We start from the raw sequence: 15750 nt of genomic DNA, 5'->3' as shown, positions 1-15750 counted from the left end.
TATGCTGGAAAACACTAAGGTTGATAATACCCAGCTACGACTTAAAGAAGTTAATAAAGCACTCGATAGTGGAATGTTTGTCCGAGCACGTAGTATTTTGGACAAAATGCCAGCCTGTGATGTTGCCTTTCTATTAGAGTCCTCTCCCCCTGCTAACCGTAAAGTATTATGGAATCTAACAGACCATGATCAACACGGGGAAATCCTCGAAGAATTAAACGAAGATGCAAAAGATGGCATCATTAATTTAATGGGCACCGATAATCTAGTCGCAGCGACTGAAGGTATGGAAACCGATGGCTTAGCCTATGTCCTTCGTGGTATTCCCGATACAGTTTACCGTGCTGTATTAGAGCAAATGGATGCGCAAGATAGACAACGAGTCGAATTAGCTCTGGCCTTTCCAGAAGATACCGCCGGTTCAATGATGAATACCGATACGGTAACCGTTCGTCCCGATGTCACTATAGAAGTGGTTTTACGCTATTTACGTTTAAAAGGTTCACTTCCAGATACTACGGATGCCTTGTACGTAGTCGACACTGATAACAAATTACTCGGTGATGTTTCCTTATCGACCTTATTAACTGTAGAGCCTACCTCTATTATCAGTGATGTAATGAATCATGACACTGAACCACTACAAGTGTTAATGGAAGAAAATGAAATAGCAAAACTATTTGAACGGCATGATTGGATTTCAGCGCCCGTTATCGATAATAATAAGCAACTGCTAGGTCGTATTACCATCGATGATGTCGTTGATATCATTCGAGAGAATGCAGAACATTCAATGATGGGTATGGCGGGTATGGATGACGATGAAGATACCTTCGCTCCCATTTTACCCAGTGCTAAACGTCGTACGGTTTGGTTATCAGTTAACTTGATTGCCGCTTTTATCGCCGCTTCTGTTTCCAATATGTTTGAAGCCACTTTAGAGCAAGTAGCAACACTTGCTGTATTAATGACCATTGTTCCTAGTATGGGCGGTATTGCCGGTAATCAAACCTTAGCCTTAGTCATACGCGGCATTGCCGTTGGACACATAAGTAGTAGTAATACGCGCTGGTTAATTGGTAAAGAAGCCGCCATTGGCCTATTAAATGGTATGATTTGGGCAGTGTTAGTAGCTACTGCGGTTGTTCTATGGAAAGGTGATATGCAAGTTGGTTATATTATTGCTGGCGCGATGTTCATCAATCTTTCAATTGCAGGTGTTGCGGGCGTATGTATTCCGCTATTGATGCATAAATATAAAATAGACCCTGCATTAGCGGGTGGTATGGCATTAACAACGGTAACGGATGTTATTGGTCTATTCTCATTCTTAGGAATGGCTACATTAGTATTACGCCACTAGTCCTATTTTTTAAAGATTCGATATAGCTTCAAAATTTTAGCAGAAATAAACAACCATTTACTTTTTTAATTAAAGTAAATGGTTGAAATAAATAACTGTCTATTTGTTATCATTTTTAGCGATGACAGGATCAGATAAAGTCTAACCAAGATTCTAATAAATTCAAAAAGTCTTCCAAGCCACATTCAGCTTGGATTTCTTGATCATAAAAATTCAAGTCATTTGCATCCTCTAAATCAGACTCTGAATGATGTAAACTATGATTGATGATACTTGCTTCTTCTGTATTTAAGTATAAACAAAACTCACTACCTATTAATTTATACTCTTTCATTTCACGTTGTTGCAGTTTTTTAATCACAGTAATTAATGTTTCTACCCAGTCTTTCTTTTGACCCTCTTGCTCTAACCAAGTCCCAAATGCTTCATGACCCATGGACAGTTTCACTGTCGCTTTATCACTGAAATAGTCTTTTTTAAAGTCAAATTCCATTACGTTAATCTCTTTTGATTTATTTAATAGCAGAAGTATAAACAGTTTTAGAATAGCTGCATGGAAATTTATGCGAAACCATAAGTTAATAGTTTTGATGGGTAATAGTAGTCGTTAATGAATATCAATGATATTTTAGGCAAAAAAAAACCTTTGCTGATGCAAAGGCTTTTTTTATATATACGTTAACTACTAAGAGTTAACTGCTACCTTTAGTTGTGCAGTTGCCACAACATTAGTTGGTATTAATTCATAAGCAGCTTGTGGTTTTAAAACAACATTAGATTTACTTGCTACCATCAACATTTGTTTCAAACGGTTTGATTCAAATGGTTTTAACAATAAACCTTGAACGTCTAATAGGCTATTTAACCCTAATAACTCACGTTGTACGTCGTGGTGAGAGTTTAGGATGCTAATATCAGCAGATGCTGATGTTTGACCAGTACGAATTGATTTAATTAACTCGATACCAGAGCAATCAGCTAATAATGCATCAACAATGATTAAATCGAAATCCTGTAGGGCGATTGAACGCTCTGCTTCTACGCGAGTAGCAACACCTTCAACATAAGAAACATTCAATGCTTCAAGTTGTTCAATCAGTTGAATACGACCTTCAGCTTCACCTTCAACGACTAATACTTTCATATTTGTAATCGCATTTGCAGTTAAATCACCTTGAGCCATTGGAGATACTGTACTTTCAGAAACAGCTAACCCTTCCATACGCGCAATGTAGCCACGCTTAGGGATAGTAGAAATGTTTAAACCATGAAGACTTAAAGTACCTACACTCTTGCGTAGTTGAGAAATATGTTGGTTGATAGTATGGTCTGTAACTAGACGTCCCCATACATGTTGAGCAAGATCTTCGCGAGTAACCACTGTGTTTACGTTTTTACATAGAAAATGTAAAAGTGATGTACGCAATGGACCTAAATAAACTTTTCGACTTCCGTGTATTAAACTGTTTTGGCTTGTATCAATGTGGAATTCACCCACAACTAAACTTTTTTCTAACATAATAATAGTACCCATTTTTTGTTTTATATAAATGCCAATCTCTGTGGATTTGACCATTTTTTATTTTAATTTTCGGACTGCTTGAGCAATCTCTTATAGAATCTCAAACATATTATCAAATTAACATAAAAACACAAACGTATTTCATGATCATCATAATTTTGTAATAATTTTATCATAAACATTTACTATAGGGTAAGTTTTATATCATGCAAATAAAAAACCAAATTAGTTACCTAAGCACGCTTTTTCATTCTAAAAATAGTATGAATGCCATATTAAAAACTCAGCCTTTCAAGTCACTAGCACTGTATCAGCTTTACTAAATCAGCTTTTTATTTGATCCCTTTTTATCTCAGTTGCTAAGCAAATAATTTCCCTAATATTAGTACAAACACCCTTATAAGCCGCTTCATCATGGTGTTTGTTTAAATGCTTAGTGTATGACCAAGAAATAATCACATTTATAACTATTAATAGTTCATAATAAAAGAAAATAAGCGGCGCAGTTATCATTAAGCAGAGCCATTTTTATAGTAAAATCGTACCTTTCTTAGACATTAAATTTTTAATTATGTATGGCCGTTACCATTCAATAAGCAAAAATAAATACACATAGGAGAGATCAAGGAAAAGCGTTAACGGAATGAGTAATAATTTAATAAGATTAATATAAGTGTCTATTCTATCAGGCATAAATCACAAGATTAATGTTAATTTAATGTTAAATTAAGCAAATGATTCTTAGTAGTAGAAAAATAAGGTAAACTACTGCTGAATTTTGTCCTTGCTAATGATGACAATATTGTTAGCACATTATAGCTAGAGAGAGTTTTAAATGAATCTATATATAGAGTACATCAAGGAAATTGAAAGTCGTAAAAAGGATCTTGGATTGGCTCCTCTGCCGATTGATGGTGCTGAATTATTATCTGAAATAATTGCTCAAATTAAAGATGTAAATAATGAGTATCGTAAAGATTCACTGCATTTTTTCATCTATAACACCTTACCGGGCACAACTAGCGCTGCAGGTGTTAAGTCTGAGTTTTTAAAAGAAATTATTTTAGGTCAGTCAGTAGTAGAAGAAATTACCCCTACATTTGCTTTTGAGTTGTTGTCACACATGAAAGGTGGGCCTTCAATTCAAGTTCTTCTTGATTTAGCATTATCTGACGATTCATCAGTTGCACACCCCGCCGCTGAAGTATTAAAAACACAAGTATTTTTGTATGAAGCAGATACAAGCCGTTTAGAGGAAGCCTTCAAAGCAGGTAATACTGTTGCTAAAGACATTCTTGAAAGTTATGCCAGAGCAGACTTTTATACCAAACTTCCTGAAATAGCTGAAAAAATAGAAGTTGTTACCTACATCGCTGGTGAAGGTGATATTTCTACTGACTTATTATCGCCAGGTAATCAAGCGCATTCACGTTCAGACCGTGAACTACACGGAAAGTGCTTAATATCTCCAGAAGCACAAGCAGACATTCAAGCACTGCAAAAGCAATACCCAGGCAAAAAAGTAATGTTAATTGCTGAAAAAGGCACAATGGGCGTGGGCTCTTCTCGCATGTCTGGTGTTAACAACGTTGCTTTATGGGCTGGTGAACAGGCAAGTCCTTACATTCCATTTGTAAACTTTGCTCCCGTTGTAGCCGGCACCAATGGTATATCTCCAATATTTTTAACCACAGTTGGTGTAACTGGTGGGATTGGTTTAGACCTTAAAAACTGGGTTAAAAAGACCGATGCCGATGGTAAAACAGTACTCAACGACAATGGTGACCCTGTATTAGAAGAAGTTTATTCAGTAGCAACAGGTACCGTACTGACTATTAACACCAAAACTAAGAAACTATACAACGGTGATGAAGAGCTAGTAGATATCTCTTCTGCATTCACACCGCAATCGGTTGAATTCATGAAAGCCGGTGGTTCTTACGCAATTGTTTTTGGTAAAAAACTACAAAACTTTGCAGCTGAAACACTAGGTGTTCCACTACAACCTGTTTATGCCCCTTCTAAAGAGATTTCTCATGAAGGACAAGGCTTAACTGCAGTTGAAAAAATATTCAATAAAAATGCAGTAGGTGTTGCTTCAGAATCAGATCTACATGCGGGTTCTGACGTACGTGTAACAGTGAATATCGTTGGCTCTCAAGATACAACGGGATTAATGACCTCTCAAGAACTAGAGTCAATGGCAGCAATGGTAATCTCTCCTATTGTTGATGGCGCTTACCAGTCTGGTTGTCACACTGCATCAGTATGGGATAGTAAAGCACAGGCTAACATCCCTAAGTTGATGAGTTTCATGAGTAAATTTGGTCTGATCACCGCCCGTGATCCAGAGGGTGTATACGCTCCAATGACCGATGTTATTCATAAAGTATTGAATGATATAACCGTTGATGACCAAGCGATTATTATTGGTGGTGATTCTCATACGCGTATGTCTAAGGGTGTCGCATTTGGTGCTGACTCAGGTACTGTAGCACTTGCACTTGCAACAGGTGAAGCAACAATGCCTATCCCTGAATCAGTTAAGGTTACCTTTAAAGGTGATATGAAACCTTATATGGATTTCCGTGATGTGGTACATGCAACTCAATTGCAAATGCTTAAGCAATTTGGCGATAACGTTTTCCAAGGCCGCGTAATTGAAGTACACATTGGTACTTTATTAGCAGACCAAGCATTCACTTTCACTGACTGGACTGCAGAAATGAAAGCAAAAGCTTCTATCTGTATTTCTCAGGATGATACATTAATTGGGTCTCTTGAACTGTCTAAGAGCCGTATCCAGATAATGATCAACAAGGGAATGGAAAATAAAGCGAAAACACTACACGGTTTAATCGCTTTAGCTGACAAACGTATTGAAGAAATCAAATCTGGTACAAACCCAGCTTTATCACCGGACGACAATGCGAAGTACTTCGCAGAAGTAGTTGTTGACCTAGATACTATCGATGAGCCAATGGTTGCTGACCCAGATGTAAATAATGACGATGTATCTAAGCGTTATACACATGATGTGATCCGCCCTCTTTCTTTCTACAATAATAAACCAGTAGATTTAGGCTTTGTTGGTTCATGTATGGTGCATAAAGGTGACATACAAATCATCGCTCAAATGTTACGCAACATTGAAAAACATAATGGCAAAGTTGAATTTAAAGTACCATTAGTTATTGCCCCACCAACATACAATATTGTTGATGAGCTAAAAGCTGAAGGCGATTGGGATATTTTACAGAAATACTCAGGTTTTGAATTCGATGACGCTAACCCTAAAGGTTCGGCGCGTACTAAATATGAAAATATTATGTACCTAGAACGCCCAGGCTGTAACTTGTGTATGGGTAACCAAGAAAAAGCTGAACCAGGTGATACTGTTATTGCAACATCAACACGCTTATTCCAAGGTCGTGTGGTAGCAGATACTAGCGAGAAGAAAGGTGAATCATTGTTAGGTTCTACACCTTTAGTTGTGCTAGCAACCGTATTAGGTCGATTCCCTACGATTGAAGAGTACAAACAAGCAGTAGAAGGTATTAACCTAACTGATTTTGTGCCACCTGCACAAGAGATGAACACTAAATACACTGGCAAACCTGTTGCTGTTAGAATGCTGTAACATATTATTTATTAAAGAGTAACTTGAACAGTCATTTGAATAGTTACTTGAATAATAATTAAAATACTTAAAATAAATATGGGTTATTTATTTTGGTTGATTAAGAGAAATCTTATAATCAACCATAATAAGTAGCCCTTTTTTATAAAATTAATAACAACCTCACCGCTTTAACTCATATTTTCCAACGTCATATCACCTTCGCCCGTCAAGCACCTTATTGCAAGCCAAGCCCGTATAATGCGTTTGTATAACCTAGTTGTATTAAAGCGTTACGAAAGTCGCTTATATTACGCCTATTAGGTTCTGATTCTAGCAATCGCTCTTACTAACTTATTGAAGTATTTCGATCAAGGTACTATCAGTCATTACAATATCAAACACTACAATATCGTTCTGTATCAATGAAAACAGCATTAATGAAAACAGGAATGCATAAACCATATGAGATAAAGCGCTGAAAAACCTTCGCCCATAAAAAAAGCTTGCTACCCTAAGGCAACAAGCTTTTTTAATATGCTAGAAATAAACGAGTATTATTTACGTTTTACTGCTTTAGCATTTGGAAGATCAGTAATTGAACCTTCATAAATCTCTGCAGCTAAACCAACTGACTCATGTAACGTTGGGTGAGCATGAATAGTTAATGCGATATCTTCAGCATCACAACCCATTTCGATTGCTAGACCGATTTCACCTAGTAGTTCACCTGCGTTAGTACCAACCACTGAACCACCAATAATACGGTGAGTATCTTTATCAAAGATAAGCTTAGTTAAACCATCAGAACAATCAGACGCGATTGCACGACCAGAAGCCGCCCAAGGGAATACTGATTTTTCGTAGTTAAGACCTTGCTCTTTTGCTTCTTTTTCAGTTACACCAACCCATGCCATTTCTGGCTCTGTGTAGGCAATTGAAGGAATTGTTTTAGGATCAAAGTAATGTTTTTTGCCAGCAATAACTTCAGCAGCAACATGACCTTCATGCACACCTTTATGAGCCAACATTGGTTGACCAACAATATCACCGATAGCATGGATATGCGGTACATTAGTATGCATTTGCTTATCAACTTCAATGAAACCGCGCTCTGTTACTTTAATGCCAGCTTTTTCAGCATCAATAGTAAGACCGTTAGGTACACGACCAACAGCAACTAATACAGCATCATAAGGTTTTGCTTCAGCAGGTGCATTTTTACCTTCAAAAGAAACGTATAACGCATCTTCTTTTGCATCAACAGCAGTTACTTTAGTTGAAAGCATGATGTTGAATTTATTTTTAACTTTCTTAGTATAAACTTGCACAATATCTTTATCGGCAGCAGGTACTAATTGGTCTGCAAATTCAACAACATCAACGTCAGAACCTAATGATTTGTAAACAGTTCCCATTTCAAGACCGATGATACCACCGCCTAAAATAAGTAAACGTTTTGGTACTGATTTAAGCTCTAATGCATCAGTAGAATCCCAAACACGTGGGTCATCATGTGGAATAAACGGAAGTTTAACAGGGCGAGAACCGGCAGCAATAATTGCGTTATCAAAAGTGATTGTTGTTACTTCACCTTCACGGTTTGTAGCTTCGATAGTATTCGCGCCAGTAAAGCGTCCCCAACCGTTAACGGTGGTTACTTTACGCATTTTAGCCATGCCTTGTAGGCCGCCAGTTAGCTGTGATACTACTTTTTCTTTCCAGATACGAATTTTATCGATATCTGTTGATGGCTCACCAAATAGTACACCATGCTCAGATAATGCTTTTGCTTCTTCAATTACTTTAGACACATGTAGTAATGCTTTAGAAGGAATACAACCAACGTTCAAACAAACACCGCCAAGCGTTTCATATTTTTCAATTAATACAGTTTCAAGACCTAGATCCGCTGCACGGAAAGCTGCAGAGTATCCCGCAGGGCCAGAACCTAATACAACAACTTGTGCTTTAATTTCTTTACTCATGTTGACCTCAATAAACGAACACTCAAAATAGGGTTTATAGTCTATTCAAATGTTATATGAATGTAAAATGAATGGTCGGCACAAATGCCGACCTAGTTAACAAAGATTATAAGATCAGGGTACGTAGATCAGATAAGTAGTTGTTAACAGCTGTAATAAAGCGTGCACCGTCAGCACCATCAATAACACGATGGTCATAAGAAAGCGCAAGAGGAACCATTAAACGAGGCTCAAACTCTTTACCATTCCACTGTGGTTTCATAGCAGATTTAGAAACACCTAAAATAGCGACTTCAGGTGCATTAACGATAGGTGTAAATTGTGTACCACCAATACCGCCAAGGCTAGAGATAGTCATGCTACCACCTTGCATATCTTTAGATGTTAATTTACCTGCACGTGCTTTCTTAGAAATTTCACCAATTTCGCGACAAATATCAAAAATACCTTTGTTTAATACATCTTTAACAACCGGTACAACTAGACCATTTGGTGTGTCTACTGCAATACCAATGTTGTAGTATTTTTTAAGGATCAAGCTTTGACCATCTTCAGATAAAGAAGAGTTAAAGTTAGGGTATAACGCCAACGCTTTAGCAACTGCTTTCATCATGAATACTAATGGGCTAATTTTAACGCCAAGATCTTGTTTTGCAGCGATTGCATTTTGCTCTTTACGGAACACTTCTAAATCTGTGATATCAGCTTCATCAAACTGTGTAACATGTGGAATCGTTACCCAGTTGCGATGTAGAGCAGGACCAGAGATTTTTTGGATACGAGAAAGTTCTTTAACTTCCACTTCACCAAATTTAGCAAAATCTACTTTAGGTGAAGCAGCAACAGCTAAACCACCTGCGCCAGCACCGCCACCGTTTTTAGCAGCTTGTAATTGTGCTTTAACGAATTTTTGTACGTCTTCTTTAGTTGTACGGCCTTTAGGACCAGAAGCAGCGATTGCATTTAAGTCTAAATCAAACTCACGTGCAATACGGCGTACCGATGGAGAAGCCTTAATCGCAGCGCTAACAGGTGCAACTTCAACTTTTGCAGGAGCAGCTGGCGCCGCAGCAGGTGCAGCTTTAGGTGCTTCAGCAGGAGCAGAGGCAGCAGCTGGAGTAGCAGCAGGCGCATCGCCTTCAGCTTCAATTAATAGGATCAAAGTCCCTTCAGATACTTTATCACCTGTTGCGATTTTAATTTCTTTTACAACACCACCAAATGGTGCAGGAACGTCCATTGATGCTTTATCACCTTCAACAGTAATAACATCTTGGTCTTCGGTGATCGTATCGCCAACAGCAACAAGAATATCAGTCACTTCAACTTCATCACCACCGATATCAGGCACACATAATTCTTTAACAGCAGTCGCAGTAGCTACTGCAGGTGCAGCTTCTTCCGCAGGAGCTGGCGTTTCAGCGGCTGCAGGTGCTTCAGCAGCTGCAGAACCAGCAACTTCAACGATTAATACTAGGTTACCTTCAGAAACACTGTCACCAACGCTTACTTTAATTTCTTTAACTACACCAGCAACTGATGAAGGTACGTCCATTGACGCTTTATCGCCTTCAATCGTTAATACATCTTGGTCTTCAGCAATGGTATCGCCAACTGCAACTAAGATATCAGTAATATCAGCCGCATCAGCACCAATATCAGGTAGTAAAAATTCTTTTAATTCAGACATAATAATTTTCCTAATCAATAAAAGTCGGTGTTAGGTTTGACTAACACCGAGACTGATTTATGCAAATAATGGGTTGATTTTGTTTACATCGATATCAAACTTAGCAATCGCTTCAGTAACGACCTTACGTTCAACATCACCACGTTTTGCTAACTCAGTTAACGCAGCTACAACAACGTAACCGGCATTAACTTCAAAGTGACGACGTAAGTTTTCACGGCTATCACTACGGCCGAAACCATCAGTACCTAGTACTTTGTATGAATCAGCAGGGATAAATGCGCGTACTTGCTCTGCATAGTTTTTCATGTAATCCGTTGCAGCAATCGTTGGCTCATCACCTAATACAGATGTGATGTAAGGTACTTTTTGCTCAGCTTCAGGGTTTAACATGTTAAAGCGTTCAACGTCTTGACCGTCACGTGTTAATTCATTGAATGAAGTCACAGAGAAGATATCAGAAGCAACACCATATTCTTCACTTAGAATAGTCGCAGCAGCACGTACTTCGTTCATGATGGTACCAGAACTTAATAGCTGTACTTTGTTCTTACCAGGCAATGAAGTAAATTTGTAAATACCTTTACGGATACCTTCTTCAGCACCTTCTGGCATAGCTGGCATTGCATAGTTTTCATTCATTACCGTTAAGTAATAATATATGTTTTCTTGTTTCTCACCGTACATACGCTCAATACCGTGTTGAACGATAACCGCTAGCTCGTACGCAAATGTTGGGTCATAAGAAATACAGTTAGGGATAGTATTTGCTTGAATATGGCTGTGGCCATCTTCATGCTGTAAACCTTCACCGTTTAATGTAGTACGACCAGCAGTAGCACCTAATAGGAAACCACGTGCTTGTTGATCACCCGCCATCCATGCCATATCACCAATACGTTGGAAACCAAACATAGAGTAGTAAATGTAGAATGGAATCATTGGTAAGTCATTAGTACTGTATGACGTTGCAGCAGCAACCCAAGAAGACATAGAACCTAGTTCATTGATACCTTCTTGTAATACTTGTCCAGACGTTGCTTCTTTATAGTAAGAAACGACGCCACGGTCTTCAGGAATGTAATCTTGACCATGCGGATTATAAATACCCACTTGACGGAACAAACCTTCCATACCAAAAGTACGCGCTTCATCGGCAATGATTGGAACGATATTTTTACCGATACCTTTATCTTTCAACAATATATTTAGAATACGTACGTAAGCCATTGTTGTTGAAATTTCACGTTTTTGCTCGCCTAATAGCGCTGAGAATTTATCTAATTCAGGCACAGCTAGTTTTTCAGTAAACTTAGGAAGACGCTTAGGTGTGTAACCTAATAATGCTTCACGCTTACCGTGTAAGTAGTTGTACTCTTCAGAACCTTCTTCAAGTGTTAAGTAAGGCAGTGTTGCAGCTTGCTCATCACTTAATAAGTCTTGTAAACCTAAACGATCACGTAACGTTTCGATATGCTCTTCAGTCATTTTCTTCACGCCGTGAGCAATATTTTTGCCCTCAGCCGCAGCGCCCATACCGTAACCTTTAACTGTTTTAGCTAGAATTACTGTTGGTTTACCCGCTGTCTCTTCTGCGTTTTTAAATGCAGCGTACAGTTTAGATGAATCATGACCACCACGTTTAAGTGCAAAAATTTGCTCGTCGGTCATATCTGCAACTAGTGCAGCTGTTTCAGGGTATTTACCGAAGAAATGCTCACGAACATAAGCACCGTCTTTAGATTTGAATGTTTGGTAATCACCATCAACAGTTTCTTCCATTAACTGTAATAATTTACCAGACGTATCTTTAGCAATTAAGGCATCCCAGTTACCGCCCCAAATAACTTTAACAACATTCCAACCAGCACCTGTAAATAGGCCTTCTAGCTCTTGAATGATGCTACCGTTACCCATTACTGGGCCATCTAAACGTTGTAAGTTACAGTTAATTAAGAAACATAAGTTATCTAATTTTTCACGAGAAGCAAAAGATAATGAACCACGAGATTCTGGCTCATCCATTTCACCATCACCTAAGAACGCATAAACACGTTGTGCAGACGTTGGTTTTAAACCACGACCGTCAAGGTATTTTAAGAAACGCGCTTGGTATATAGCAGCAATTGGACCAAGACCCATTGATACAGTAGGGAACTGCCAAAACTCAGGAAGTAGTTTAGGGTGCGGGTAAGAAGGTAAACCTTTACCATCTACTTCTTGACGGAAGTTATCTAACTGTTCAGCAGTTAAGCGACCTTCAAGAAATGCACGCGCATAAATACCAGGAGAAATATGACCTTGGTAATAAACTAAATCACCGCCATCTGTTTCATTTGGAGCACGGAAAAAGTGGTTAAAACATACTTCGTAAAATGCAGCAGCTGACTGATAAGAAGCCATGTGTCCACCAAGATCTAAATCTTTTTTAGAAGCGCGCATAACAATCATGATCGCATTCCAGCGAATGATTGAACGAATACGTTGTTCTATTTTTAGATCGCCTGGGTAAACAGGTTGTTGGTCAGATGGGATAGTATTCACATAATTAGTGTTAATGCCGTGTGGCAAATTAACACCTTCTTTACGTGCTTTATCCATCACTTGCTCAAGGATAAACTGAGCACGTTCTGAGCCCTCATCTTCAAGAATGGTTGATAATGCTTCAAGCCATTCAGAAGTTTCTTGCGCATCAATATCTTTTAGGATGTCAGTCATGACACTTTCCTTCTATATCACTAGATAATCTCAGCTCGAAAGCCAAGCGTTGTTTTATAATTATTTACATTAACCACTACCTGCTTCACAGCACGTTTGTATGCCATTTCGGCAATAAGTAATCTAAATAGTTATTTATATAAGTATATTTTCACAGTAAAACTGTGCCCGTTATACTATAAAACGAAAACGGCAGTTTTTTTCAAAAGCCACCCAACTCGCGTTTAAAGGCACTCTCTTCACGTAACATAACCAAACGTGTTTCTTCAATGTAATTCAGATGTTGATCTGATGCTTCTTTCGCTTTCATCGGTTGCTTTGATAAAATAGCATCCACCAACTGTAAACGATGTTGATGAATTTTTTTAGCCACTTCAGGATATAAATACAATTGTTTAACATTATCCGAGATATTACGATGTAATAATGGATTAATGCCACGCGCTAAATGTAAAAATACCACATTATGCGATGCTTCGATAACCGCAAGATAAAACTGCGCAACCGACGCAATCTCTTGTTCGATGTTACCAGCAGCATTAGCGATATCAATAGCAGTGAAACTTGTTTTTATTTTATTAAAGTCATCAGAAGTGCCACGCAAAGCAGCGTAATAAGCAGAAAACCCTTCAATTGCATGACGAAATTCTAATAGGTCATACTTTGATTCAGGGTGGGTATTTAATAATTCAAATAATGGATCCGTTAATTGTGCTCGTAGCTCTTCTTTAACATAAGTACCACCGCCTTGACGACGTGTTAACAAACCTTTGGATTCTAAACGTTGAATAGCTTCACGCAATGAAGGACGAGATACATCAAACTGCTTAGCCAACTCACGTTCAGGTAACAACTTCTCACCTAGCTCTAAACTCCCCTCTAAAATCATGCTTTCTAGCTGTGATTCAATCACATCTGCAAGCTTAGGTTGTTTAATTTTTGCGTAAGTCATGAAAGCCCTAAATCAGTTAATCGCACAGGTTATTGAGATGCATTAATAACATCAAAATGTAAAATGGTATTACCAATTAATAATTAGGCATAGAAATTAACAAAATTAACAATTTATGTCTAGAATTTTATGATCCAAATCAAACTTAAATGATGAATAAAGGCAGTTATACCTAGAAGTTGCTAGAAAACAAACAATTGGTAAGACCATTTGCATTAATGACAAAAAAAAGAAAAAATAAGATCACTTTTATAAAACAAATAAAGCGTTAAATTAACATTATTTTTAACCTACTTCATGCGCTAAATAATCAATACAAAGATAACGCCAATTATTAATAAGAAAAAGCCCAGCAATCTTTCACTGGGCCTTTATTATATTAAAAAATTAGCTTATGGAACACTTACTTTTTCTCTGCTAGACGCTCTTTCTTTTTAAGCTTAATCGTTGAATAAACCGAGAAGATAGCAAACAAAATAAACGCTAAAGCAATCGGACGGTCATATAAAAAAGACCAACTGCCTTCATACATAATCAATGATTTACGTAAGTTTGTTTCTGCCATCGGCCCTAAAATAATCGCTAATAAAATAGGTGATGAAGGAATATCTAATTTGTTTAATAGGAAGCCTAATAAACCAAAAGTAATAGCAATACCCACATCAAACATAGAGTTATTGATAGCGTAAGCACCGATCACAGACAAAAAGATAATAATCGGGATCATCAGGATTTTTGGCACTTCAATAATTCGACAAAAGAAGCGAATACCCAGAAAACCAATAATCAGCATCACAATATTTGCCACAATCATCGAGCTAAAAATACCATAAACAATTTCAGGGTTTTGTGTAAACAGCAACGGCCCAGGTGTTAATCCTTGTACTATTAGAGCACCTAATAATACAGCTGATACCGCATCACCTGGTACACCTAAAGTGAGTAGCGGCACTAAAGAACCACCAGTAACACCATTATTACCAGACTCTGCTGCCGCTAATCCATGCATTGAACCATTACCAAACTCTTCTGGATTTTTCGCCACACGCTTAGCTTCGTTATAACAAGCAAAGGCTGAAATGTCTGCACCGGCACCGGGAACAGAACCAATTGAAGTACCAATTAAACCACTTTTTATGGTGGTCGGTAATATCTTTTTAAAATCAGCAAAACTAAGTAGTTTGTAACTAAATTTAGGCGGCATCTCTTGTTTATCGCTAGACATTTTTTCTAGCTGATTTAACCCTTCTGCAATCGCAAACAAACCAATTAACACCGGAATAATATTAATACCACTGTATAAGTCCATTACACCAAAGGTAAAACGAGGCACACTACTAATAGGGTCTAAACCCACCATTGATACCAACAATCCAATGGTCCCTGCTAACAAACCTTTCATTATGTTTTTAGCGGAGACACTGGCAATAATAGTTAAACCAAATAAGGCTAATGCAAAATATTCTGGCGCATTAAAACGTAGTGCAAAGTCAGCTAAAATAGGCGCTACCGCAATTAATACTATGGTACTGATTAATCCACCAATAAAAGAAGCTACCGCGGCAATGCTTAACGCTTTTGCTGCTAAGCCTTTAATGGCCATGGTATGCCCATCCAACACAGTAGCTGCTGAAGCGGGAGTACCCGGTGTTTTTAATAAAATAGCAGCAATCGAACCGCCATAAATACCACCGATGTAAACACCAATCAGCATTACTAATGCGGGTGTTGCGTCCATACCAAAAGTAAAAGGTAGTAATATAGCTACCCCCATGGTTGCAGTTAAACCGGGTAAGGCACCTAATATTACGCCCCCCAAGACTCCAAACACTAGGACAGGGAAAACCGCCATACTAAACGCAGAAGCAAAACCGCTTAATAAATATTCTGTCATAATA

At 38.0% G+C, this 15750-nt stretch carries 9 protein-coding genes; 2 read left to right on the top strand and 7 right to left on the bottom strand.

Features of this window, described 5'->3' with window-relative positions; all coding sequences use genetic code 11:
• Position 1: 1 nt before the first annotated feature.
• Positions 2-1363 (top strand): magnesium transporter, encoded by a 1362-nt coding sequence (mgtE, locus tag MT391_RS02160; RefSeq protein WP_166371016.1) that lies wholly within the window; start codon positions 2-4, stop codon positions 1361-1363.
• A gap of 130 nt (positions 1364-1493) precedes the next feature.
• On the opposite strand, the gene MT391_RS02155 is transcribed toward mgtE, so the two are convergent.
• Both MT391_RS02155 and MT391_RS02150 read right to left on the bottom strand, forming a co-directional pair.
• Positions 1494-1856: a YacL family protein gene (locus MT391_RS02155; RefSeq protein WP_166371018.1), complete on the bottom strand. Its 363-nt coding sequence runs from the start codon at positions 1854-1856 to the stop codon at positions 1494-1496.
• Between the two features lie 192 nt (positions 1857-2048).
• Entirely contained in the window at positions 2049-2882 is an 834-nt protein-coding gene (locus MT391_RS02150) for a winged helix-turn-helix domain-containing protein (RefSeq protein WP_166371020.1), read from the bottom strand.
• 838 nt (positions 2883-3720) lie between these two features.
• Between MT391_RS02150 and MT391_RS02145 the strand changes: the two genes are divergently transcribed.
• Positions 3721-6525 (top strand): bifunctional aconitate hydratase 2/2-methylisocitrate dehydratase, encoded by a 2805-nt coding sequence (locus MT391_RS02145; protein WP_499496777.1) that lies wholly within the window; start codon positions 3721-3723, stop codon positions 6523-6525.
• A 536-nt stretch (positions 6526-7061) separates the two neighbouring features.
• Here MT391_RS02145 and lpdA read toward each other — a convergent pair.
• The 5 genes from lpdA to MT391_RS02120 form a co-directional block, all read right to left on the bottom strand.
• Positions 7062-8492 carry a dihydrolipoyl dehydrogenase gene (gene lpdA / locus MT391_RS02140; RefSeq protein WP_299660339.1) on the bottom strand — a complete coding sequence of 477 codons (1431 nt, stop codon included), beginning with the start codon at positions 8490-8492 and terminating at the stop codon, positions 7062-7064.
• 106 nt (positions 8493-8598) lie between these two features.
• Positions 8599-10182: a dihydrolipoyllysine-residue acetyltransferase gene (gene aceF / locus MT391_RS02135; RefSeq protein ID WP_499439970.1), complete on the bottom strand. Its 1584-nt coding sequence runs from the start codon at positions 10180-10182 to the stop codon at positions 8599-8601.
• Between the two features lie 57 nt (positions 10183-10239).
• Complete coding sequence (gene aceE, locus MT391_RS02130) at positions 10240-12900, bottom strand: pyruvate dehydrogenase (acetyl-transferring), homodimeric type (RefSeq protein ID WP_166371029.1); 2661 nt, start codon at positions 12898-12900, stop codon at positions 10240-10242.
• A 202-nt stretch (positions 12901-13102) separates the two neighbouring features.
• The gene (pdhR, locus tag MT391_RS02125; RefSeq protein WP_028867485.1) at positions 13103-13852 is read right to left on the bottom strand and encodes a pyruvate dehydrogenase complex transcriptional repressor PdhR; all 750 of its coding nucleotides are present in this window, start codon (positions 13850-13852) and stop codon (positions 13103-13105) included.
• Between the two features lie 403 nt (positions 13853-14255).
• Positions 14256-15746 (bottom strand): tripartite tricarboxylate transporter permease, encoded by a 1491-nt coding sequence (locus MT391_RS02120; protein ID WP_166371033.1) that lies wholly within the window; start codon positions 15744-15746, stop codon positions 14256-14258.
• Positions 15747-15750: the final 4 nt, after the last annotated feature.

This window comes from Vibrio sp. 1-Bac 57 (assembly GCF_037546855.1).
Lineage (GTDB): Bacteria > Pseudomonadota > Gammaproteobacteria > Enterobacterales > Psychromonadaceae > Psychromonas.
The sequence above is the reverse complement of the archived record's forward strand: the minus strand, read 5'-3'. Positions and strand labels throughout refer to the sequence as shown.

Coding starts and splice junctions, on each gene's coding strand:
- MT391_RS02120 (WP_166371033.1), bottom strand. CDS start 15,746: ATGACAGAATATTTATTAAGCGGTTTTGCTTCTGCGTTTAGTATGGCG.
- mgtE (WP_166371016.1), top strand. CDS start 2: ATGCTGGAAAACACTAAGGTTGATAATACCCAGCTACGACTTAAAGAA.
- pdhR (WP_028867485.1), bottom strand. CDS start 13,852: ATGACTTACGCAAAAATTAAACAACCTAAGCTTGCAGATGTGATTGAA.
- aceE (WP_166371029.1), bottom strand. CDS start 12,900: ATGACTGACATCCTAAAAGATATTGATGCGCAAGAAACTTCTGAATGG.
- lpdA (WP_299660339.1), bottom strand. CDS start 8,492: ATGAGTAAAGAAATTAAAGCACAAGTTGTTGTATTAGGTTCTGGCCCT.
- MT391_RS02155 (WP_166371018.1), bottom strand. CDS start 1,856: ATGGAATTTGACTTTAAAAAAGACTATTTCAGTGATAAAGCGACAGTG.
- MT391_RS02145 (WP_499496777.1), top strand. CDS start 3,721: ATGAATCTATATATAGAGTACATCAAGGAAATTGAAAGTCGTAAAAAG.
- MT391_RS02150 (WP_166371020.1), bottom strand. CDS start 2,882: ATGTTAGAAAAAAGTTTAGTTGTGGGTGAATTCCACATTGATACAAGC.
- aceF (WP_499439970.1), bottom strand. CDS start 10,182: ATGTCTGAATTAAAAGAATTTTTACTACCTGATATTGGTGCTGATGCG.